Source organism: Bombella intestini (genome assembly GCF_002003665.1).
Taxonomy (GTDB): domain Bacteria; phylum Pseudomonadota; class Alphaproteobacteria; order Acetobacterales; family Acetobacteraceae; genus Bombella; species Bombella intestini.
Genome location: NZ_JATM01000004.1, coordinates 103,837 through 125,528, shown reverse-complemented (window position 1 = coordinate 125,528; position 21,692 = coordinate 103,837). Strand labels below are relative to the sequence as shown.

The window sequence follows — 21,692 nt, the reverse complement described above, 5'->3', positions numbered from 1 at the left end:
GGCGGCCCCTCAGCCGGACCGGAACATTCCCGCATGGCTCTTAGTAGGGCCCTGTCGGGAGTGTGATGATGGTGCTTTCTGGCAGTTAAGACCGGGGATCTCGTCCCAGCGACTACCATAGGCACAGGGATTACTAGCCCGATGGATGGCTTTTTTCTATCCCTTGCGATGATCTGTGAAGGAAAATAGGGCGTTGCCTGTCCTATACTCGTTAGCAACAGGCTATCGGATGCCTTGTTTCGATATGGGGCTTTCTGGCTGACAGGACGGTTGATCTGCGGCAAAATGGACGCATGACCTGGACATTGGACGGCATTGCCGAGCATGAAAGTATCATCCGCCACAGCGTGTTCCGCACTCTGGCGGCCCCTGTGGAAGATGAGGCCGGAGCCATGGCCTTTCTGGCAAAGGTGGCTGTGCCGGACGCTACCCATAATTGTTGGGCCTTCCGTGTTGGAGGGCGATATCGTGTCAATGATGATGGCGAGCCGTCTGGTACCGCAGGCCGTCCGATCCTCTCGGCTATAGAGGGGCAGGATTTTGATGGCGTAATGGTGGTCGTCATCCGCTGGTTTGGTGGCATTAAGCTTGGGGCTGGCGGGCTGGTGCGGGCTTATGGCGGGGCGGCAGCGGCTTGCTTGCGGGAAGCGGCTAAAATTGAGCGGGTGGAGCGTATCCGTCTCGGGTTTCATTGCCCTTTCCCCGTTTATGCCGAGGTAGAGGCTAAACTTCCGGGTTGGAATGTAGAGATACGGCGTTGCGATTTCGGGGCTGAAGGGGCAACGATGGAGCTAGCTGTTCCCGTGCAGGAACGTACAGCTGTAGAAAACTGGCTGCGGGACCTGACACGAGGACAGGAGCCTATCCGTGTGCTGGATGAGCAGTAGCAGCCGTGACGGAGGGGCTGAATCTCCCCTCTGTCAGGTTTTGTCTTGGTCTTGTTGTTTGAGTTCTTTCGGCGTGGGGCCGGTGGCCTCGGGGGCTTCATAGCGGGGCACACGTCCATGATGGCCAAAATTGACAATGCGGGCCTCTTTCAGCCCATGCATGGAGAAAAGAAGGCGAGCTAGTTGGAGGGCCAATGCCGAGCCGATGAAAGGCCCGACCAGATAGATCCATACCCCATGCAGATTATGGGCTAGCGTATCGGGTGCCAATGTTCGCATAAAATTTGTACTATTGCCGGAGAAGCCAGCAATCAGCGGGTTAGTGACGGCAAAATAGAAGGCGCATATCCATGTTGTCAGATGCTGTAATTTCGGCCTTGAGGCCGTGAAATAGATGATCATGATTAGCCCTGCCGTGGCGAGGGCTTCCATCAAGGCGGCAAGGCCGAGGCCGTAATTGTTAGAGGGGAATGTCCCTGCGTAATTGATCTGGCTGACCATAGGATGCCAGACAGGCAGCAGAAAGCTGACGCCCAGACACGCAATGAGTGTGCCAGAGAAGGCTCCAACAAGTTGGGCACCGAGATAGCCTAGGGCATCGGGCCAGCGAATCTTTTTGGTGAGGAAGAAAGCCAGTGTCACAGAGGGGTTGAGATGCGCCCCGCTGACCTTGCCGAAGGGGGATAGTGTGGCAATAGTCCCTGCCAGCCCGAAGAACAGCCCGATAAGAATGGAGCGTACGACCGGGTGAGGGGCCAGTAGGGCGGCAAGGGGTGATCTACCCGAAGCGAGAAGAGTAGTCGTGCTGATGCCGATGGTCAGCATGATGGCCGTGGCAATGGCCTCCATGAAGTAGAGCTTCCAGTGGAGGGGCTGGTCAGGGTGGGGTTTGCCAGCTAGCGGGCGGTCTACCAGCTCTCGGCGAGAAAAACGGATATGGGGAATGTGTATGTGCGGGTATCGCACATGTCGGGCAGTGAAACGGGCCTTATGCTCTGGCTGCGGTGGGGGAGAAGAGGCAGACATAGAGGTCACTTTTCAGGAACGACTAGAAGAACTCGCCATATGTTGCTGAGCTGTTGGCCGTTTGGTCAAGGCAATACGGGCAATTTAATCTTTTCCAGCTGGTGAAAAGCGGCGGACCAATTCGCTGAGATGTCCGGTTTCTGCAATAGCGAGGGAGCGTGGAGCTTTGGGGCGGGCATTGGCCGTACCCACATGGCGGGGAATCACAGCCTGTCGGAATCCAAGCTTGGCGATCTCTTTCAGCCTGATGCCCGTCTGGCTGACCTGTCGTATCTCCCCGGAAAGACCAATCTCTCCGAAATAGGCCTCATCAGGAGCGGTGGGCTGGCCTGTAGCGGCGGAGATTAAGGCTGCGGCAACGGCAAGGTCGGCAGCAGGCTCGGTTACTTTCAGCCCACCAGTGACATTGAGGTGAACATCCATGCTGCCCAGTTTTAGTCCGCAGCGGGCTTCCAGCACGGCAAGGACCATATTCAGCCGAGAGCTATCCCAGCCAAGCACGGCACGGCGAGCTGCTCCATCGCTACTTTTGGCAGAAAGTAGGACCTGCACCTCCAGCAATATGGGGCGGGTTCCTTCCAGCCCGGCGAACACGGCAGACCCAGCAACATTACCATGCCGCTCGGCTAAGAACAGGGCGGAAGGGTTGGGGACTTCCCGTAGGCCGGTATCGGTCATGGCGAAAACGCCGATTTCATCGGTAGCACCAAAGCGGTTCTTGGCTGCCCGGAGAATACGGAATTGATGACCTCGGTCACCTTCAAAATACAGCACGGCATCGACCATATGTTCCAGCACACGGGGGCCAGCAAGTGCGCCCTCTTTTGTGACGTGGCCGATGAGGATGAGTACAAATCCTAATGTTTTGGCGAGACGGATTAGCTCGAAGGCACAGCTGCGGACCTGAGACACGGAGCCGGGAGCACTGGCCACGCCCTCCAGCCACATGGTCTGTATGGAGTCGATGACCACAACTTGGAAAGCTCGCTTATCCTCCAGCGTTGCAGTGATGTCGTTGACATTGATAGACGCTGCCAGCTCTAGTTGATCCAGTGCTTTTGGGTCTTTGTCCAGTTCTAGCCGTCGTGCCCGTAGGCGTATCTGGTCTATGGCTTCTTCGCCGGACACATAGAGGACATTATGCTGCGCCTTGGCGAGGGCGCAGGTCATCTGGAGCATGAGGGTGGATTTACCAATGCCCGGGTCCCCGCCAACTAGCACGACCGAGCCGGGGACAAGCCCACTGCCTAGCACTCGGTTTAGTTCCGCCATGTTCGTGTCTAGCCGAGCCGGAGGGGTGGCTTTGCCATCCAGCCGTGTTGTTTTTAGTCCGCCCCCTTTTCGTGGGGCGGTGGTGGTCCTGCCGGGGGTGGCGGCTCTGGTTTCTTCTTCTAGGCTGTTCCACTCGCCGCATTGCTCACAGCGGCCTATCCATTTCGGAAATTGGGCCTGACAGTTCTGGCAGACGAACAAGCTGGCGGGTTTCCGGGCCATGTTAGCGTTTTTCCGTAGGGGTGGCTGTTAGGTTGCCGGTGGGGATCGGCCCTTCAAGCCGCCCGTGGGTGAACTGGTCGACAATCGGGTTGCCACTGTTCATGAGTGTTTCGGCTGGCCCCTGCCAGATGATTTTCCCCCCGTAGAGCATGGCGGCATGGTCGCCGATACGGGTTACGGAGGTCATGTCATGTGTGATGGTCAGGGCGGTGGATCCCAACTGGGTGACACAATTGCTGATGAGGCCATCAATCACGGCGGACATGATGGGGTCTAGTCCGGTCGTGGGTTCATCAAAAAAGAGGATGTCCGGCTGTCCGGCCAAGGCACGGGCCAGTCCGACACGCTTTTGCATCCCGCCCGAGAGTTCTGCCGGGTTGAGCGGTGCCACATGGGGACCCAGCCCTACTAGTTCCAGCAGGTGGAGTGCTTCTTGCTCTTGTGCGGCATGGTCTTTGTTGCGGTCATTACCCTTGGCCCTCAGGCCGAACAGGATATTATCCAGCACGCTCATGCTGTCGAACAGGGCAGCATTCTGAAAAAGCATCCCAATCCGCCGCAGCAGGGCCTCACGGCGGCTGCGTGAGGCTGCGATGATGTTCTCACCATCAATCTCAATAGTCCCCGCATCCGGCTCAATTAGCCCTAAAATACAGCGAAGCAGGAGGGACTTACCGTTGCCGGAGCCCCCGATGATGACTGTTGACTGACCAGCGGGCACATCCAAATCAATCCCGTTGAGGATTGTTCGCCCGTTAAAGGCTTTCTTCAGGCCACGGATGCGCAGGCGTGGTTGATCGTTTGCAGCGGTCTGCTGAGGAGGGTGTGGTACTGTTGTCATGCGGTAAAGAAGAGGTCCGTCAGCAGATAATCAAAGGCGAGAATCAGAATGGAGGCCGTCACAACGGTGGCTGTGGCAGCCCGTCCGACTCCCTCAGCACCACCACGGCTATGATAGCCTTCGTAACAGCCCAATAGGGCGATGAGGAAGCCGAAGACAGCCGCCTTGAGCAACCCAACCAAGACATCATGGCTATGGAGGGAGGCATAGGTGGAATGGATATACAGCGCTGGGCTGAACCCCAGCTTGCTCACAGCAACGATAAACCCGCCAGCAACCCCTAGAATATCGGCAATCAGCACAAGGAACGGCAGAGCCAGAATCCCGGCAAGAAGGCGGGGTGTGACAAGATATTTGATGGGATCAGTCGCCAGTGTACTGAGGGCATCAATTTGATCAGTCACCCGCATAGCACCGATCTGTGCGGCAATGGCTGCCCCGATGCGGCCAGCCACCATGAGCCCTGCTAGAACCGGCCCTAGCTCTTTTGTAATGGCCATGACGACAATGCCGCCAACGGCATTCTGAGCGTGATACTGGCTGAACCCGCTATAAGATTGCAGGGCGATGACCGCCCCGGAGAATATGGCTGTTAGGGCTACGACAGGCAGGGAGAGAAAACCGATTTCAACCAAGCAGGACAATATGATTTGCCCGTAGATAGGCAAACGGAAGATGCCTGCTAGCCCTCGGAGGGCAAACAGGCTGAGCGCACCAGCATGGTGCAGCCCGCCCAGTACGCTACGTCCAAGGAAGATGAAAGGAAGGGATAAAGCTCTCACACGTTCTGCCTTTGTTGTCTGCCGGTCATTTTGGTGTCTGGTTCTGCGGTGTTACCGGTGCGCTCCCTTGTGGAGCGGGCTTAGATGGCAGGGCAGCGGCGGGGTGTGCCGGGGTGCTGGCTGCTGCTGGCGGCGTAGGCTGGGGTGCCTGCGGTAGCGTACCTGATGTCGGGAGTGATGCTTTTGGAGCAGATGGTGCAGGCTGTGCAGGGATGGTACCCGTCTGCCCAGTGGCCGGGCTGCTAACTGCCGGGGAGGGGGCGGAAGGTGTTGTGATAACCTGCTTCGGCACATGGGGAACGGTGGGGTTGTTCAGTCCCTGTGCTTGACCATCCGGCTGGGGAGGCTGGGTAGAAGGCTGTACGGTTGGTTTTACCGGGGCAGGTTCTGGCGGGCTGGCGTGGGTGATGTGTTTTGTTCCACCATCCTGTACGCTGCCCGTAACTTTGCTGAGTGTAACACTGGCGGCATCATTAGTGGTGATGCTGGCATTGTTGACAGTTGCCATGATGGAGGCATCCGCCTGATGGGAGGCGTTCAGCGTCAGGCTGTCGATCTGTCCTGTGGCGATGGAGAGCTGGCTGTTGTCGGACATTTGGGCTGAAAAGGCGGAGAGAAGAGCGGTATCTACCTCCAGATGCGAGGCCCCCGTGGCATTGAGCTGTGCTGCCCGATTCAGCTGGGTAATATGGGCCTGTGTCGTGCCAGAGATAGACATGTCCAGCGATTCCACACGCTCTACCTGAAGGGACGCATCGTCCAAATTGCTCTCTAGCGTGGTGAGCGTACCGCTGATGGTGATGTGGGCCTGCGGGCTGTCATGCAGTGTCAGGGCGGTGTCGCTGGAAAGATGCAACACTAGCCGCCCTCCCTTGGGGCAGTTGTGCAGGGCAAGGCGAACGTGACTTTCTGTGCCATCGCGGGTTGTCTGTATATCCGGGGTGAAGCCAACGGCCTCTTCAACCACCATGCTGTCCTTTAGGGTAGCATCCGCCCTGATATGGACCTGAGCGCAGGGCGCACTGAGGTCTAGTTCATCAGCATGGAGGACAGCATGGGATTCAGCTGCCAGACTGCTGCCAGCCATCAGGGTGCTGCCCAAAATGGCCCCAAGGCACATACTGCGCCCAAGGAACAGGGAAAGACAGGTCCGGATGTTACGCATGCTCACTCAGGAACTCCCGAATATAAGATATGGCAGGGATAGGCTGCCTATAGGACCAGACAGGCGGTAGGTCCTGTCAGCTCCTCACCGTTTATGGCCCCGTTACCATTGTCATCATTATAGGCAGCCGGGCGGCATGAGGATAGCCCGCTTTATAGGCAGGGATATGGCGGTGATGGGCTGGATTGTCAGGAGTGGCTGCCACGGTGTGTGCCGCATCCCAGACAATGATAGTGGAAGCCAGCTTGCTGCCAGTCATGGCCTTGCCATATCTGCCGGTAGTCCAGAATCAGTCTGCCGCGCATTTTGGTGGCCAGTTGAGCCGGAGTAAGGGCTGTAAAAACGGGCCATTCTGTCAGGACTAGCAGCATATCGGCACCTTCGGCGGCTTGAAGGGGGCTGTCAGCATAGGTGATGTCATCTGGCAACAGGGGCTTGGCTGTGCTCATCCCCTGTGGGTCATGAACACGCAATGTCGCTCCAGCTTCGTGTAAAAGAGGCAGGATGGTCAGAGCAGGGGCCTGCCGCATGTCATCAGTATGGGCTTTGAAGGTCAGTCCCAACACGGCGATGGTGCAGTCGGTGATGTTATCTTTGGCAAGGGCAAGGATACGTTCAGCAAGACGGCGTTTGCGGGCCTCATTGGCAGCAATGGTGGTCTCGATAAGCTGCACGGGGGTGCCTGCCTGTCGTGCGGAGGTTGCCAGAGCTTGCGTATCTTTGGGGAAACAAGACCCGCCATAACCCGGCCCCGGCATGAGAAAATGAGGCCCAATGCGGGGGTCCATACCCATACCACGGGTCACATCGGCAATCTGCCCGCCTGTGGCTTCGCAGAGATCGGCCATTTCATTAGCGAAGGTCACCTTCATGGCAAGGAAGGCATTGGCGGCATATTTTGTCAGTTCTGCACTTTCCAGCCCCATGAAGAGCAGGCGATTTTCTGGTCCGTTCAGGGGGGCGTAAAGCTGTTCTAGCAGAGTGCGGGCTGTGGAAGGAGTAGTTGGGGAGTCTTCCAGCCCAATGATGACACGGTCTGGCTGCATGAAGTCAGCAATGGCATGGCCTTCCCGTAGGAATTCGGGATTGGAGGCGATGTGAAAGGTCAGGTCAGGCCGGGCCTGTCGGACAATGGCTGCAACCTGCCGCCCCGTGCCAACCGGGACAGTGGATTTTGTGACAATCAGCAAGCCGTCAGGTGCATGGGCGGCAATGGCCCGTGCTGCGGCGTGGACGTAACTTAGATCGGCATGACCGCTGCCTCGGCGGGTGGGGGTGCCTACAGCGATAAAAACGGCACGGCTTTTTCGAAGGGCCGCTGCCAGATCATCAGAAAAGGCCAGTCGCCCCGCTTGCCGTTGCTCGGCAACTAGTTCCTCAAGCCCGGGTTCATAGAGGGGGATGTCTCCGGCCTTCAGGCGGTTAAGCCGTGTTGGGTCATGTTCGATGATGGTCACGTTCGTGCCGACAGCCGCCAGACAGGCCCCTGATACCAGCCCGACATAACCGCCGCCAATCATGGTGATGTGCATGGGGTCTCCTTCAGGCTGGTTCTGGAATGGAAGGGGCAGAATGATCATCCTGTTTCTGTCAGGTGTAGGCGGTGCTGACTAGGGGGATTGTGCCTCTCCTTAATTAAACGGCTGGTAGCGGAGGGACATCAGGACCATATCGGCATCGCTCTTAGGTTTGCCACCAAGGCCGGAAAAAGCCTGCACATGGGTGTGGGCGTACTGCCCGCCAACCAGTAGTGTGCCATAGTCACCCTTGGCCGCTGTGTACCAGAAGCCCCCTGTCACCTGTGCTACTGTGCGGATATTGCTAGATGCAGCGCAGTTGGTGGCGAGTTCGGTAGAGCAGCCCCGCATGTCGAAGCCTCGGTTGCCATAACCATAATGGACGCCATTTTCATCAAAGGCACGGCGGCTGAGAACAGTCTCTGCTCCCGCATAGGAATAGAGCTTCAGTTTTTTGAGGGGGTTACCATAAAGGCCGATAAGCAGATTGGCTTCTGGTAGAGGTGTGACGGCACCGTTACGTCCGTAGGTATAATCCGGCATGTTCGATGTGCCATAGCGGCCTAGCCCTGTGCCAACGAGACCAGAAGCCTGAAAATACAGCTTGTTGTTGATGAGGGGCAGAACCATGCCACCCCCACCGCCCCCGGCGATGCGGGTATGGTTGCGGCCTCCGCCCAACGTGCTTGTCCGATCCCGGAAGAAGCGCATGACGCCTGTAAGCTCGTAATGTCCCCAGCCGGGGTCGGCAGATACTTTGGCGATGAGGTCCGGTGCTGGGTCGGTTGTGTAATAGGTGGAAGGGTTGTTGACATTCGTGCCTGTCAGCCGGTCTGTCGTGGTGCAGTGGTTGGCGGCGTTGGAGCAGGGTGACACACCAGCCGGAACCGAGCTGGGATTTTCGATGGATAGACCGGCAGCGTAGCGTTCTGCTTTGCCGAATGTCTTGACCACACGGAACTGGGAGTTGCGTGTCCAGTTAAAGCCGGGAACGTATTGCGCCTCGATAACCATCGGGGTTTGCTCATCACGAGCCAGCATTCCCTTGTTGAAGAGCGTAATCAGTGACCAGCTCTGCCCACCCAGCAAGTACCAGCCATTTTCCCGGTCTTTCAGTTCACCATAGACGACACGGGCGCGCGGCACATAGGAGTTAGATTGACGGGAGTTGGAGGATGACCCCGATCCTTGAAAGTCTGTTTCCACATAGGCGTCAGCTTCCAGCCAGTGGGTCAACATCCCTTCTGCCAGAAAGGCAAGGCGGCTTTGTCGTTCAGTCTGATGGAATTCGCTCATATGAGAGGCGGGCTGATTATGCCACGGGATGCCATTATAGGCACTGGCAATGTCGGCTGCGCTGTTGCGGGACCGCCAGACGCCTGCGGCTTCTAGGTATCCGCCCAGTGTCAGGCGGATGCCGCCAATCTGGAGCTGCCCCCGGCGCATGGGGCTGTAGAGGTCTGGATGGGCCGGGGGAATGGCGGTCAGTTCACCATAGGGGGTACTGGCTGTGCGGGAGGGAGCAAGGATGGTGTTGCCAAGGCCGAAGATATCATCGTGGGTTCCAGCCTGAGGGTGTGATGATGGTACCCCGTATCCCACGGTGGTGGGTTGGCCAAGAACCCGTGCTCTGGAGGCATAAGGGTCTGCCTCAATGAGTTCTCTCTGGCGGGCAAGTTCAGCCCGGACACGCCGATTCTCGGCGGCCTGTTTCTGCTTCATGGCCTCAAGCTGGGCCTGCATGGCGTGTATCTGTCTTTCCATCAGAGTGATGGCATCGTTAGACCCAGCTGCATAAGCGGACGAAATGAAGTGTGATGCACTGTATGACAGAAATATTACTGTCATAAAACTGTAACGAAAGGAAGTTATATTACATTTTTTTGTCAGTTTCACGAATAACTCCTACAGTGCACATGGCTTCATGTGTCTATTTACTCATTTTGTTGTGTCGAAAAAGACTTTTCTTTGTGTCTTTGTATATTTTTATTGTCTAGGATGGTGGCGCAGCTATAACGGCAGACAGGTGATCATTGCGTGTGCCGAGGGGTTTATGCGTCCGATAGACAAATGTCTTCTCCATTGGAGGAAATACGGCAGGGCTTGCATGCTGGTGCTGTCCGTTTCATCCGCTCTCATGGGGGTGGCCCACGCAGAGGATGTAGAGATAACAGGGGCGGGTTCTAGCTTCGCCGCACCGGTTTATCAGAGTTGGAGCGTTCCAGCCGGGGAGCAGGCAGGCCTACAGGTCAATTATCAGACGGTTGGTTCCAGCGCAGGGCAGGATCAGGTCGTGGCCCGAACAGTAGATTTCGGGGCGTCTGATAAGCCTATGAGTCCGGCCCGTCTGGCGGAAACGCACCTTTATCAGTTCCCAACCGTCATGAGCGGTGTGGTGTTGGTGGTCAATCTGCCCGGTATCGAGGCAGACGCTTTGCGGTTGGATGGTCCGACACTGGCAGCCCTGTATGATGGGCGTATCACGGATTGGGATGATCCTCGTATTCAGGCCCTCAATCCCGGGGTGAAGCTACCCGATATGGGGGTCGTGGCCGTGCATCGGGCGGATGGTGCCGGGACGACCTATGTATTTACTTCCTACCTCACCCGAACATCCCCGGAGTGGGACGCTAAGATTGGTGCAGGTACGCTTGTGGAGTGGGCCGGTGGTGCTGGTGCCCGAGGGAATGACGGCATTGCCGCTCTTGTCCGGCAGACGGAAGGGAGCATCGGCTATGTAGAATATGCCTATGCCGCCCAGAATCACTTGGGCATTGTCCAAATGAAGAATCACGATGGGCAATTCGTACTGCCATCTCTGAAGGGCTTTATTGCAGCAGCTTCAGCGGCGGAGTGGAAGGCAGAAGACCACTTCGCTGTTAGTCTGTTGGACCAGCCCGGTGCAACGAGTTGGCCTATTGTGTCTGCTACTTACGCTCTGGTGCCTGAAGATGCCGTCAACCGGCCTGAGGGGCAGGGTGTGAAGCGGTTCTTTAGCTGGGGGTTTACTCACGGGGCGGAGATTAATGCCCGGCTTGGCTATGTGGGGCTGCCTGCGTCCGTTAGTGAGGCCGTTTTGCGTGGCTGGCCTTCGAGCGCAGCAGGGCAGTAAGCAGGGAGACTTGCCCTTCATGCCGTAGGCCATGCCAGCTGAGGAGCGTATCTGCCAGAAAGGCTAGTAGGGCGGCTACTGTGCAGCCCAGTGCAGTGCCGAAGAGGGCGAGCAACCAGAGTGACGTTGTGGCGTCTCCGAGCGAGCCGACAAAGAGGGCTATGGCGGCACCGCAGGTCATAGCCCCGCCTAGCCCGTTGAGGATGATGGCAAGGTCCAGCACGACAATGCGGCGAGTCAGACGTTTCTGACGGGTCTTCAGCCTTTGTGGTGTATCATAGCTGTACTGGTGGTCTTGCTCGGAAGGTGGAGCAGCCAGTAGGCGGTTGACATTGTCTAGATGGTCCGAGACACGGGCCAACCTTGTATTGAAGATATTGATCAGCGTACCGATACCCGAGAGCATGAAGACGGGGGTTAAGGCCATCTGGATGATGTGGGCAGCGTCGTCGATATTGTTCATCTGGCTCAGGAAGGGCAGGGTGTTCAGCAGGGGCACGGTCATGATGGTTTTGGGTGGGTTGTACGCTGGGGCAGTATGCCGGATAAGGTTTGCTCAAGCCACGGGCATGAGCGGAACCATCACCGGAATATCGAGACCTCATAGAAAGGCGATAATGCACAAGGGGAGCTGGATGGGCAACAGAACTATGAGGGGGGATGGTTTCTTGTTGGGCTGGTCTCGGCTTTGCGGGCTGCTGTTGGTCGGTCTGTGTGGCCTGTCTGCCCCTGCCAGAGCGGAAGAGCCAGAGAATCTAGCTCCAGCTTGTCCACCCTCTGCCCGGCAGGTGGAACTGGCCTGCCAGAGCTGGACGGAGATAGATGCTGCTATGAAGGCAGGCACCAGAACGGTCATTCTACCCGTTGGCGGTACGGAGCAGAGTGGCCCTTACATGGCGGTGGGGAAACACAATGTCCGGGCCTATGTTTTAGCGGATGAGATCGCCCGTAAGGTGGGGCGGACGCTGGTAGCCCCCGTATTGGCTTATGTGCCGGAAGGCTCAACTCATCCCCGTACGGGGCATATGCGTTTTGCAGGGACGCTTTCCATCCCTCCCGCAGTGTTCGCCGGATTGGTGGAAGGGGCCGCAGAAAGCCTGAAGGCGCAAGGATTCACGACCATCGTGTTGCTGGGGGATCATGGGGGGTATCAGACCCAGTTGGCTGCTCTGGCCAAAAAGCTGAACAAACGGTGGGCTGCGGAGGGGGCAGCGAGAGCCTTGTATGTCGGGGCGTATTATGAGGTCGTGGCTGGGAAGTATGGGGATTATTTGCGGCAGCGGGGCTATGGTGTGGCTTTAGGGAAACATGCTGACATAAGCGATACGTCACTCATGCTCGCTGTGGACCCGTCCCTTGTGTTGGAGGGGCTTCTGAGGCAGGCTGACAAACCGGATTCTGCCGATGGTGTCTATGGTGGTGACCCGCGGCAGGCAACGGCTGAACTTGGCCGGGCCGGCACAGCCATGCAAGTGCAGGCCGCTGCTGAGGCCATTTCGTCTTTCAACAGGAGACACCCATGAGGCTTAAAGTTTCTTTTTTGGCGATGGGGGCGTTACTAGCTGCGGGGGCAGCTCAGGCCCAGCAGACAGCCAACCATCCTGACCCGCAGGATGAACCGATCGTTGCTGATTCCCCAAAGCCGTTCCCAGATGGTGACCCCGCCGCAGATGGCAAGGTCTCGTCATCTGCTTCTGGCACAGTGACGGAGCAGGCACTGGTTGTGCAGACTATTCCGGGTATGCCGCCCGTGCCGGATATTCATAATATCTATAGCGAGGCAAGTGGCCCAGATAAGCTCTCTCCCGTTGTGGCGCATGATCTGGAGCGTGTCTATGTGCCTAATCTGCGTGGCAACAGTGTATCCGTGATCGACCCTAAAACCTACAAGGTTGTGGATATGTTCCCGGTGGGGCGGTCTCCTCAGCATGTTGTGCCCTCATGGGATTTACGGACACTGTGGGTGACGAATAACAGTGAGGGTCACACGGATGGCTCCCTAACACCGATCGACCCGCTGACGGGCAAACCCGGTAAGGCTGTTGCCGTGGATGACCCGTACAACATGTACTTCACGCCAGATGGGCAGAATGCGATCGTTGTGGCGGAAGCTCATCGTCGTCTGGACTTCCGGGACCCGCATAGTATGGCGTTGAAAGGCTCTGTTGAGGCACCCCTGTGCGAGGGAATCAACCACGCTGCCTTCTCTGCGGATGGACGCTATGCGATCTTTACATGCGAGTTCGGACGGTATCTGGCCAAGGTGGATACGGTCAACCGCACGCTGCTGGGGATGTTGAAACTCTCTAAAGGGGGGATGCCGCAGGACGTTCTAGCAGCACCAGACGGCCACAAATTCTATGTAGCTGACATGCATGCCGATGGCGTGTTCATCATTGATGGTGATAGCTTCAAGGAGACGGGCTTCATTCCCACAGGGCTGGGGACACATGGCCTGTATCCGAGCCGTGATGCCAAGCTGATTTATGTGGCTAACCGTGGGTCCCACATGGTGCATGGTCCTCGCCACAGCAAGGGCAGTGTTTCCGTTGTGGATGTGGCAACGGACAAGGTGCTGAAGACATGGCCCATTCCCGGTGGTGGCAGTCCGGACATGGGGAATGTCAGTGCAGACGGCAAAATGCTCTGGCTCTCTGGCCGGTTTGATGATGTCGTTTATGCCATTGATACCCAGACCGGGGCTATGAAGATTATCCCCGTTGGTGCTGAGCCTCATGGCCTGACCGTCTGGCCTCAGCCGGGCCGGTACAGCATCGGCCATACGGGCATTATGCGCTAAATTCTCTGGTTAGGAGATCGCATCTGTCTCATGGTGTTTTGTAGGAAAAGGGGGCTTTGGCCCCCTTTTTTTATGTCTGTTTTACGGTAGTAGAGAAAAATTTACCTCCGCATTAGGGTGGGATGTAACCGTTACTTGGGGTTATTTCGGGTATCCGGATTAAGTGGTTGACGTTCTCTTCTGATCCACCAAAACCTTATTCTTCCCAGAAGGTTGATAGATCGACGCCGTAGTTCTTCTCGACCGGGGGTAGGGTCTTGCTTTAGGTCATGGTGGCCCTGCCCAGAAATGGGGATTCCTTGGTCTGCGGCGGCTTCTTTTTTTGCTTGGTTGTGTAGAGCATCCGAGCGCGTATCACCTCGAACGAATAGCCCCGGCCATCGCGGTTCTTGTCCTTGGCCAGTCGGTTGATCGACTCCGTGAGGGCGTTGGTGATCGGGATTTCGGTCTCGAAGTAGGTCAGTATCTCCTCTCGCCAGTTGCTGACAGCCTTGACGAGATCCTTCCAGACCTCCTTCTGCCCCCGCGGGATGTCGTTAATCCATTGGGCCAGCGCCTTCTCGACATGAGTGTGAAGCCGGCGAGGCATGCGGTAACCGTCCACGATCTCGGGCAGGCGAGGCCGGAAGGTCTTGTCGCAGGCACGGCAGATATAGCGGCGGCGGATCATCCACAGGGTGACCCGCTTACCGTACATCGGCAGGTCGCGGTAGGTGCTTTGCTTCTTGCCGAACCGGACGAACTCACCCTCAACTCCGCACTCCTCGCAGGCGACGGGGGTGGGAGCTTCTAGCTGGAAGTGGAAGTCGTGCTCCTCTTCCTTGGAGTCCAGGAGGTGGTACTCCGGTAGGTGAAGGATGTTGTTGGGTAGGCTGGTCACGCAGCCCTCGCCTATAAAGCTGAATTTATTCGCGAGGAGCTGATGCCAGCCTCACTTTTTTAATGATCAGACCGTAACTACAATCTTTCCGATCTGCTGATTAGCTTCCAGAAACTTATGGGCTTCCTGAATGTCGTCTAGCGCAAAGGTTTTTGCTATGAGTGGGCGGAGACCTCCAGATTCCAAACCCTCTAGAATAAATGATTTGGCTCGCGCGAGAGCTGCAAGGTCAGAAACGATTTCTGCGTAAAGGTAGCCCTTGAGAGTCAGGCTCTTCCCCAGAACGGTAAACAGTGGGAACGGGGTTGGCTCTGTGCTTAGTGCGCCATACTGCAGAAGAATACCGCCTCGGGCCATGCTCTGTGTGAGCGGCTCGAAAGATGGGCCTCCAACAGGATCGAACACTACGCGGGCACCTTGACCGTTAGTCAACGCCATGACTCGCTCGACGATATCTTCTTCATCGCTAACGATGACGTGAGCGGCTCCAGCATCCAGAAGTGCTTGCTTCTTTGCACGGGTACGCGTAATCGCTATTGGTGTAGCGCCGACCATGCGAGCTATCTGGAAGGCAGCCAAGCCGACACTACTGGAAGCGGCAGTGACTAGAACAAAGTCGCCTTCCTGCAGTTTAGCCTGCTCAATAAGGGCGCCCCAGGCCGTAACGTACTGCATCCAAGATGCAGCGGCCTCTTCGAAGGACAGGTTCGCTGGGTTCTTGACCACAAGGTGAGCCGGCACATTGGCCAATTCTCCGTATGTACCCCAACGGGCAATATCCAGTGGGGGAATCAAGGCGACGGAATCTCCCTCCTTGATATCCGTTACCTCGCTACCAACAGCCGTTACAAGGCCTGCGGCCTCGTAGCCAAGGCGACTGGGAAAGTCGGCCTCTTGCAGGTAAGCATGATTACGAAACATCACTTCGGCGCGGTTCAAGCCAATGGCTTTAACGCCAATTTGTATCTCGTCTGCTGCCGGTGCATGTACGTCCAATTCCTCCAACTTGAGGACGCTAGCGTCACCGTATTCATGGATTCTTACAATTCGTGCCATAGTGGTTACCTCTTTCGTCGTTAGGGTCAGGTACTTAGGGCATACTGGACAAATTAATGGGAATACTTCTCATTTCTTCGTCGCTGATCCGTTATGCTCTCAAGGCGTGATCGACAATTTAGGTGTTGCTAGCTAATGGATAAAGGCCTATGTCGGCTCAAGATTAGAAACATGAAGTTTATAATGGATCGTTTGTCTCAGATGGCTACGTTCGTCAAAGCAGTGGAGCTGGGCTCGTTTAGTGCCGCTGCTGACGACCTCAACATGTCTCCCCAACTGGTTGGCAAACAGGTAAAAATGCTTGAGCAGCATCTGGGAGTCTCTCTGCTGAATCGAACGACACGTCGGCAGAGCCTCACTGATTTCGGCCGGACATTTTACCAACGCGCGAAGATGATCCTGGCAGACATGTACGCTGTAGAGAGCTTAGCTGCTGAGGCCCGTGGCGTACCCAGCGGTCGCTTGCGCATCAACGCCCCCGTCACCTTTGGCATGCATGCCCTGTCCCCACGTCTTCTTGAGTACATGGTCAAGTACCCCCAGGTGTCACTGGACCTGACACTATCGAACGAACTGGTCGATGTGGTTGATGACGGTTACGATGCCGTTTTTCGGATCGGTGTGCTGCAAGACAGCGGCCTCAAGGCAATTCCGCTCATGCCCTATCAGCTGGTTTTGTGTGCCGCTCCGTTTTATCTGGAGCGGAGGCTCCCCATCAAAACACCATGGGACCTCCAGCAACATGAATGCCTCGGCTTTGGCTATTCCGATGGTCGCTCGAGCTGGAGTTTTGACGGTCCTGAAGGACGAATAGATGTACCAATTAAAAGCAGATTGACGATTAATCAGGGTTACCCGTTACTCGCGGCCGCCATAGCTGGGCTAGGTGTAATTCTGCAGCCACTAGAATTGGTCGGGGATGCACTGCGAAATGGGTCTCTTGTGAGACTACTTAGTCAATATGCTGTACCTGCGTCACCTTTGCATATTTTATATACTCCAGACCGCCGGATGACTCCTAAACTACGCAGTTTCCTAGATTTCTCTGTAGCGACATTTGGAAATAGAAGTAAATGATACTGATCTGCATTAATTTTCCTTGGGCTGGCCGGCGTTAATCCAACTTTCAGAATCCCGATCTGGTCGGCAGCAGCCTTTAAAGGCGCTGTATCCAGGCCAGGAAAAAAGTAGGACTTTATTGCCAGCTTCCCTTGTAAGGACTGAGCCAGTCAATCTTCTAATAGCGATACAAAAAGATCCTGACAACTAGTTAACCCAGAACGTGGCGGGGCCAGTGCCGCAAATGGGAGATATCAACCAATTGTTCCGGATACCCGTTATTTCTTTGCTAATGGCCGGGGGGGGTGTGTTGGTATCGGCCAGGAAATGTTGGAAGAGCCTGTCCTCCAACATGGAGAGAGGGATTGAGGCGAAAAACCATATAATAGCTACGATGACCGTGCGGGGCGGGCTCCCCTTAGGAGCTAGAACCATCGTGCCCACTTCCTGATCCTAGAACGTTGTACCGGTGCGTCTGTACCGTATGTAGTGGATGATTTCTGCCAGTGGAGTTAGTGGCACAAGCCCCGCTAGAGGACGGTGGGTTCATGCCCTATAATAAGATCATTGCTCCCCAGAAATGGGGGGTAACGGCAGTTTTTATGAAAGATTCCCTCGGAACGGCTGGGGACCAGAGAAAAGTACTCAAAAAGCTGGAACAGCAACGTAGAGAGGCTAATAGCCTCATATTAAGGATGCCGGGTTATAAATCCAGCGCAGTTACCCTTTCCGGCTATGAGTTCGACCGCACATCTCAATCAGGGTGCGATCTTCTGGTCGTCCGAATGACTTTGCAGGAAGTGCGTTTCGGGGCGAAAAAACGGGTGGTAATGAAAAATGGGACACCTGTTGAAGCTGACAATATGGGTGAGAAAATTCCCCAGAAGGTAAGTGGGTAATTATTGATAATTGAACCTGAATCCAATCCCTACAGTGCCAACTCCAGATTGATTCACCTTTATGTCAAAGGAATCCTGTGGCCAGCATTTCGCACCTAAAAATTCTCTTGCTGATTGGATAAAGTCCTTTCCGGTGCCTTCCGGTACTGAGAAATGACATGAGTCAGCCCTCCAGTAATTGTCATCACCTTTCTGGAAATGGCATGTCGCATCAACATGCCCTTCCCTGTTTTCGTCTTGCGCAGTTTCGGGGAACTGAACCTCAACAGATTGACATGGATTCACAAAATACTTGCTATCAGGTGAAGTGAGATATGTGGGAGGTCGCAGGTTTTTGCGGTATTCTCTGGCGTCCTGCTTCTGCTGCTGCTTCTGCCTCTCCAATATGGCGGCTATCGCCTTGTTCCTTGCATCGCTGGTCACACCCCATTGCAGGCGTTCGTTTTCTGCCTCATTCGGGGAAAATGGCGGGATCGTGAGAGCATCATGTTTCAACGCTTCTGGCTCGCAGATATGGTCAACGACCATGCCCTCCCCTGCGCCGGGATAGAGCGTCATGCCGCCTTCAATGGAGTGAAAGACTGGGCGTGCAGACGTAGCGCATCGTGATGATGGCTGGTGTTTCATCGCCCATACTGCCCAGCGTGCCGTTTCTGGATCAGCTCCAAATTGCTGAAATATGAACTGTGCGTGCGATTCCTCGTAAGCGGTCCATTCATCGTCTGTCATTGGGGGTCTTGCATGGGCAGATTGAACAGAGGTGGCCAGAAGGATAGCCGCAATGGCGATCTTTCTATTTCTTTTCTTGGACATGTTCCTCCCCCTACGCTTCTTATATCGGAGCAATCATGACCCAATATGCTATCCCTGTCACGCCATCGGCACGCCAGACATTCGGAGTTACCCTTTCCGGCCAGTCATGCACGGTAAATCTTGAATGGAAAGACGGATACGGTTTGTTCCTGTCTCTGGATGCAGGGGACAATCCGATTTGTGCCGGACGCATCTGTCTGGTGGTGTTTTGTAGGGAAAGGGGGATTCGGCCCCCTTTTTTTATGTCTGTTTTACGGTGGAAGAGAGAAAGTCATTTCTGCATTAGGGTGGGGTGTAACCGCTACTTGGGGGCTGTTCCTTTGATAACGGCCGGGGGTGCGCTGGTATCGGCTAGGAAATGTTGGAAGAGCCTGTCCTCCAACATGGAGAGAGGGATTGAGGCGAAAAACCATATAATAGCTACGATGACCGTGCGGGGCGGGCTCCCCTTAGGAGCTAGAACCATCGTGCCCACTTCCTGATCCCAGAACGTTGTACCGGTGCGTCTGTACCGTATGTAGTGGATGATTTCTGCTAGGGGCGTCAGGAAGTAGATGCCTCCCGTATAGCAAGTGACATAAATGAGGTAATTGCGTTTCAAGCAGGTAGAGAGGTCGAGTTTCCGACCATTAGCGCGCAGGGGCCTGATGCCGAGAAAATACTTACCCAATGTATTACCATAATAGGCCCCTATTAGGGCATCCAACACCATGGAGAGGGGAAGGATGAACAACAGGTCGGCAATGGCAGCATTCATGATGGGCAGCGTGAAGCCCGGTGTCAGTGTGCCGATGATCTTCAGGCTGGGGAAGAATGTCTCCAGACCATGAATAAGGCCATAAACGGGCAGTGAGAGAAAAAACGCATAGACGGCAAGATCAATGATACGGGCTATCAAACGGGCCCATATGCCGGCTTTGGGGTAAGAGAGCGGGGGATGAGTGGTCATGGTTAGGCGTAAGTTGTGAGAAAAGAAGCGGGCGATGGTAGGAGGCAATTATGTCTTTAAGACGGGCGGGGGGCGGTGTTATGGCCCGTTGGACACAGCTGTGGTTTGCGGGCCTGTCCAGCATGGATAAGCAGAAGGACGAGTGGATGAAGCGGTATAGTGGTATGGCAATGGGGGCTGTTCTGGCCCTGATGGGCGGGGTGATATCATTATCGGCTCCGGCTTTGGCGGCAGAAAGTACGCCGGTTGAGACCAGCCATACTAAAGCAACGCTCATTAGCGAGGTGGATGCAGTCGGAACGCCGACAGGTGATGATGCCGGGAAAGGCAGCCTGCGTGTTGCCCTAAGGCTCCAGCTAAAGTCTGGTTGGCATACATATTGGCAGAATCCCGGTGATGCCGGTGAGGCTCCGCATATTCATGTTACGGTGAGCGGTAGCCGGACCGGGACAGCGGATGATGTGGAATGGCCCGTGCCAGAGCGTGTCTCGGAAGGTGGGCTAATGGCCTATGCCTACCAAGGGGATGTCGTGTTGCCGGTGAGGGTACCCGTGCAAGGGCGGGATACGGGCGATGTGCAGATTACAGCCAAAGCAGATTGGCTTGTCTGTGCCGATGTTTGCGTGCCGGAAAAAGGTGAGTTTTCGCTCACACTGCCTGCTCGCTCTTCCGGCCCTGTGTCGCAGGTTGCCGAGGCAGAGCTATTCCGCCGGGCAGATGCGGCCATGCCTCAACCATCCCCTTTCACAGCGCAGATCAATCCTGATGGTGTGCTGACCTTACATGGTGCTGGTCTTTCCCCTGATACGGTGCGGCAGGCGTGGTTTATGCCGCAGGAAGGTGGTGTGATCGCCCAGAACGTACCGCAAACTCTATCTGTTCAGGCTGGGCAGTTAGCCTTGCAGTTGAAGCCAGATTCCTATGCCGCTCATCCGCCTCTTTGGCAAAAGCCAATGGCTGGCGTTGTTGTGCTTGTGGATGGTGCGGGCAACCGGTCAGCCCTTCAGGTAGGGGTTGTACCTGTTTCTGGGAGTGCACAGGTGGAGCAGCCTGCCATACCCGGTAGGGGTAAAACAGAACGGGCTATATGGGGCAGTCTGCTTTCGGCGTTTTTGGGGGGTATCATTCTTAATCTCATGCCTTGCGTATTTCCCGTACTGGCTATGAAGATTCTGTCCTTCGCACATATGGGGGGCGCCAGTTGGCGGACACGCTGGCGGAGTGCGGCCTTTTATAGCGGGGGAATCATGGGCTGCTTTGCGGCCCTCGGTGCGTTGATGATCGCCCTGCGTTATGGGGGAGCCTCTGTAGGGTGGGGGTTCCAGTTCCAGTCATCGGCTTTTGTAGTCGGGGTTGGGTGGTTGTTATTTGTCATGGCACTCAACCTGCTGGGGGTGTTTCAGATCACAGGAGGGCGTTTGGCTGGGCGTGCAGGGGAGATGGCCGCTGGGCATGGTCCAGCTAGTGATCTTTTGGCAGGTCTTCTGGCTGTTATCGTGGCGACCCCCTGCACAGCACCCTTTATGGGCGTAGCGATTGCCGCCGCCTTGGGCGGGCCTGTCTGGGCAGGGCTGTTGATCTTCTTGGCTATGGGGTTGGGGCTAGCGGCACCTTATTGTGTGCTGGCACTCGTACCGGGGTTGGCCCGGTGCCTTCCTCGCCCGGGGGCATGGATGGAACGGCTGAAGCAGCTTCTGGCATTTCCTCTGCTGGCAAGCTGTGTGTGGCTGCTCTGGGTTGCCGTGCTCCAGCGTGGAGGCGATGCCGTAGTGCTGATGGCCGGAGGGGCTGTACTTCTGGGGCTAGGGGGCTGGTTGTACGGGCTCGCCCAGCAGTGGGCTATTCTTGGTCAGGCGTTCCGGTCTGTGTTGGTCTGTCGTGTGTTGGCTCTATTGTGCCTGTTGGTCTGTCTTGCAGGCTTGGGGCAGAGTGTCATGGCGGGAGAGGGAGCGTCTAACGTGCCCTCCATGACTACAGAAAAGGGTGGAACCGGATTGCAGGCTTCGGATGGTCCGACCATTGAGCCTTTTTCAGCAGAGCGTTTAGCTGCCTTGCGGGCAGAGGGGCGGGCTGTATTTGTGGATATGACTGCCTCTTGGTGCGTGACCTGCATGGTTAATGAACATGTAGCGTTGGATGTTCCTTCTGTCCGGCAGGCTTTTCGGCAGCATGGGGTGACTATTTTGCGAGGAGACTGGACCCGTCGTGATGAGCGGATTACTGCATTTCTGCGAGATCATGGCCGTGATGGGGTGCCCCTCTATCTGTATTATCCTCCCCATGAGAAAGAGCAGATATTGCCGCAGATTCTAACACCTAGCCTTGTGCTGAAAATTTTGTTCCCTAACCGGGGAAGTGAAGCAGACTAATATTAAAGCAGCGGAACGATTTTATAGGTCGTTACGTTTACTT

18 protein-coding genes and 2 pseudogenes are annotated in these 21,692 nt (G+C 55.9%); 8 read left to right on the top strand and 12 right to left on the bottom strand.

Annotation, left to right across the window (positions count from 1 at the left end; translation table 11 throughout):
- Window positions 1–293 precede the first annotated feature (293 nt).
- On the top strand, window positions 294–887 hold the full coding sequence (locus AL01_RS07050; RefSeq protein ID WP_077396764.1) for an IMPACT family protein: 594 nt from the start codon (window positions 294–296) through the stop codon (window positions 885–887).
- A gap of 33 nt (window positions 888–920) precedes the next feature.
- Here AL01_RS07050 and AL01_RS07045 read toward each other — a convergent pair whose 3' ends face one another.
- The 7 genes from AL01_RS07045 to AL01_RS07015 form a co-directional block, all read right to left on the bottom strand.
- Complete coding sequence (locus AL01_RS07045) at window positions 921–1,913, bottom strand: MIP/aquaporin family protein (RefSeq protein ID WP_077396763.1); 993 nt, start codon at window positions 1,911–1,913, stop codon at window positions 921–923.
- 84 nt (window positions 1,914–1,997) lie between these two features.
- Complete coding sequence (gene radA / locus AL01_RS07040; RefSeq protein WP_077396762.1) at window positions 1,998–3,407, bottom strand: DNA repair protein RadA; 1,410 nt, start codon at window positions 3,405–3,407, stop codon at window positions 1,998–2,000.
- Between the two features lies 1 nt (window position 3,408).
- On the bottom strand, window positions 3,409–4,248 hold the full coding sequence (locus AL01_RS07035; protein WP_077396761.1) for an ABC transporter ATP-binding protein: 840 nt from the start codon (window positions 4,246–4,248) through the stop codon (window positions 3,409–3,411).
- On the bottom strand, window positions 4,245–5,030 hold the full coding sequence (locus AL01_RS07030; RefSeq protein WP_077396760.1) for an MlaE family ABC transporter permease: 786 nt from the start codon (window positions 5,028–5,030) through the stop codon (window positions 4,245–4,247). Before AL01_RS07030 ends, AL01_RS07035 begins: the two co-directional genes overlap by 4 nt.
- 25 nt (window positions 5,031–5,055) lie before the next feature.
- Entirely contained in the window at window positions 5,056–6,201 is a 1,146-nt protein-coding gene (locus AL01_RS07025; protein ID WP_158075951.1) for a hypothetical protein, read from the bottom strand.
- A gap of 182 nt (window positions 6,202–6,383) precedes the next feature.
- Entirely contained in the window at window positions 6,384–7,775 is a 1,392-nt protein-coding gene (locus AL01_RS07020; protein ID WP_408735441.1) for a UDP-glucose dehydrogenase family protein, read from the bottom strand.
- 51 nt (window positions 7,776–7,826) lie between these two features.
- Window positions 7,827–9,560, bottom strand: coding sequence for a DNA replication initiation control protein YabA (locus AL01_RS07015; protein ID WP_143280729.1), 1,734 nt, complete (start codon window positions 9,558–9,560; stop codon window positions 7,827–7,829).
- A gap of 259 nt (window positions 9,561–9,819) precedes the next feature.
- Here AL01_RS07015 and pstS point away from each other — a divergent pair, with 259 nt between their 5' ends.
- Complete coding sequence (gene pstS, locus AL01_RS07010) at window positions 9,820–10,824, top strand: phosphate ABC transporter substrate-binding protein PstS (protein WP_077396757.1); 1,005 nt, start codon at window positions 9,820–9,822, stop codon at window positions 10,822–10,824.
- Here pstS and AL01_RS07005 read toward each other — a convergent pair.
- Window positions 10,775–11,329 carry a DUF2721 domain-containing protein gene (locus AL01_RS07005; RefSeq protein WP_241502757.1) on the bottom strand — a complete coding sequence of 185 codons (555 nt, stop codon included), beginning with the start codon at window positions 11,327–11,329 and terminating at the stop codon, window positions 10,775–10,777. The two genes, pstS and AL01_RS07005, sit on opposite strands and share 50 nt — an antisense overlap.
- A gap of 130 nt (window positions 11,330–11,459) precedes the next feature.
- On the opposite strand from AL01_RS07005, the gene AL01_RS07000 reads away from it, so the two are divergent.
- Together AL01_RS07000 and AL01_RS06995 are read left to right on the top strand one after the other, a co-directional pair.
- The gene (locus AL01_RS07000; protein ID WP_241502756.1) at window positions 11,460–12,347 is read left to right on the top strand and encodes a creatininase family protein; all 888 of its coding nucleotides are present in this window, start codon (window positions 11,460–11,462) and stop codon (window positions 12,345–12,347) included.
- On the top strand, window positions 12,344–13,624 hold the full coding sequence (locus tag AL01_RS06995; protein WP_241502755.1) for a YVTN family beta-propeller repeat protein: 1,281 nt from the start codon (window positions 12,344–12,346) through the stop codon (window positions 13,622–13,624). Before AL01_RS07000 ends, AL01_RS06995 begins: the two co-directional genes overlap by 4 nt.
- Window positions 13,625–13,889: 265 nt before the next feature.
- Here the strand turns inward: AL01_RS06995 and AL01_RS06990 are convergent.
- Together AL01_RS06990 and AL01_RS06985 are read right to left on the bottom strand one after the other, a co-directional pair.
- Window positions 13,890–14,504: pseudogene (locus tag AL01_RS06990) on the bottom strand (transposase); the annotation flags it as partial.
- A 66-nt stretch (window positions 14,505–14,570) separates the two neighbouring features.
- Window positions 14,571–15,560 (bottom strand): zinc-dependent alcohol dehydrogenase family protein, encoded by a 990-nt coding sequence (locus AL01_RS06985; RefSeq protein ID WP_077396754.1) that lies wholly within the window; start codon window positions 15,558–15,560, stop codon window positions 14,571–14,573.
- Between the two features lie 183 nt (window positions 15,561–15,743).
- Here AL01_RS06985 and AL01_RS06980 point away from each other — a divergent pair, with 183 nt between their 5' ends.
- Window positions 15,744–16,637 carry a LysR family transcriptional regulator gene (locus AL01_RS06980; RefSeq protein ID WP_077396971.1) on the top strand — a complete coding sequence of 298 codons (894 nt, stop codon included), beginning with the start codon at window positions 15,744–15,746 and terminating at the stop codon, window positions 16,635–16,637.
- 584 nt (window positions 16,638–17,221) lie between these two features.
- Window positions 17,222–17,518 (top strand): hypothetical protein, encoded by a 297-nt coding sequence (locus AL01_RS06970; RefSeq protein ID WP_143280728.1) that lies wholly within the window; start codon window positions 17,222–17,224, stop codon window positions 17,516–17,518.
- Here AL01_RS06970 and AL01_RS06965 read toward each other — a convergent pair whose 3' ends face one another.
- Window positions 17,519–18,331: a hypothetical protein gene (locus AL01_RS06965; RefSeq protein WP_077396751.1), complete on the bottom strand. Its 813-nt coding sequence runs from the start codon at window positions 18,329–18,331 to the stop codon at window positions 17,519–17,521. It abuts the gene before it with no gap.
- 35 nt (window positions 18,332–18,366) lie between these two features.
- Between AL01_RS06965 and AL01_RS09555 the strand changes: the two are divergent.
- Window positions 18,367–18,519: pseudogene (locus tag AL01_RS09555) on the top strand (phage baseplate plug family protein); the annotation flags it as partial.
- Window positions 18,520–18,632: 113 nt separating this feature from the next.
- Here AL01_RS09555 and AL01_RS06960 read toward each other — a convergent pair.
- On the bottom strand, window positions 18,633–19,280 hold the full coding sequence (locus tag AL01_RS06960; protein WP_143280727.1) for an RDD family protein: 648 nt from the start codon (window positions 19,278–19,280) through the stop codon (window positions 18,633–18,635).
- A gap of 50 nt (window positions 19,281–19,330) precedes the next feature.
- Between AL01_RS06960 and AL01_RS06955 the strand changes: the two genes are divergently transcribed.
- A complete protein-coding gene (locus AL01_RS06955) occupies window positions 19,331–21,649 on the top strand; it encodes a protein-disulfide reductase DsbD family protein (protein ID WP_338024789.1) in 2,319 nt (772 codons plus the stop codon).
- The last annotated feature ends 43 nt before the right edge of the window (window positions 21,650–21,692 follow it).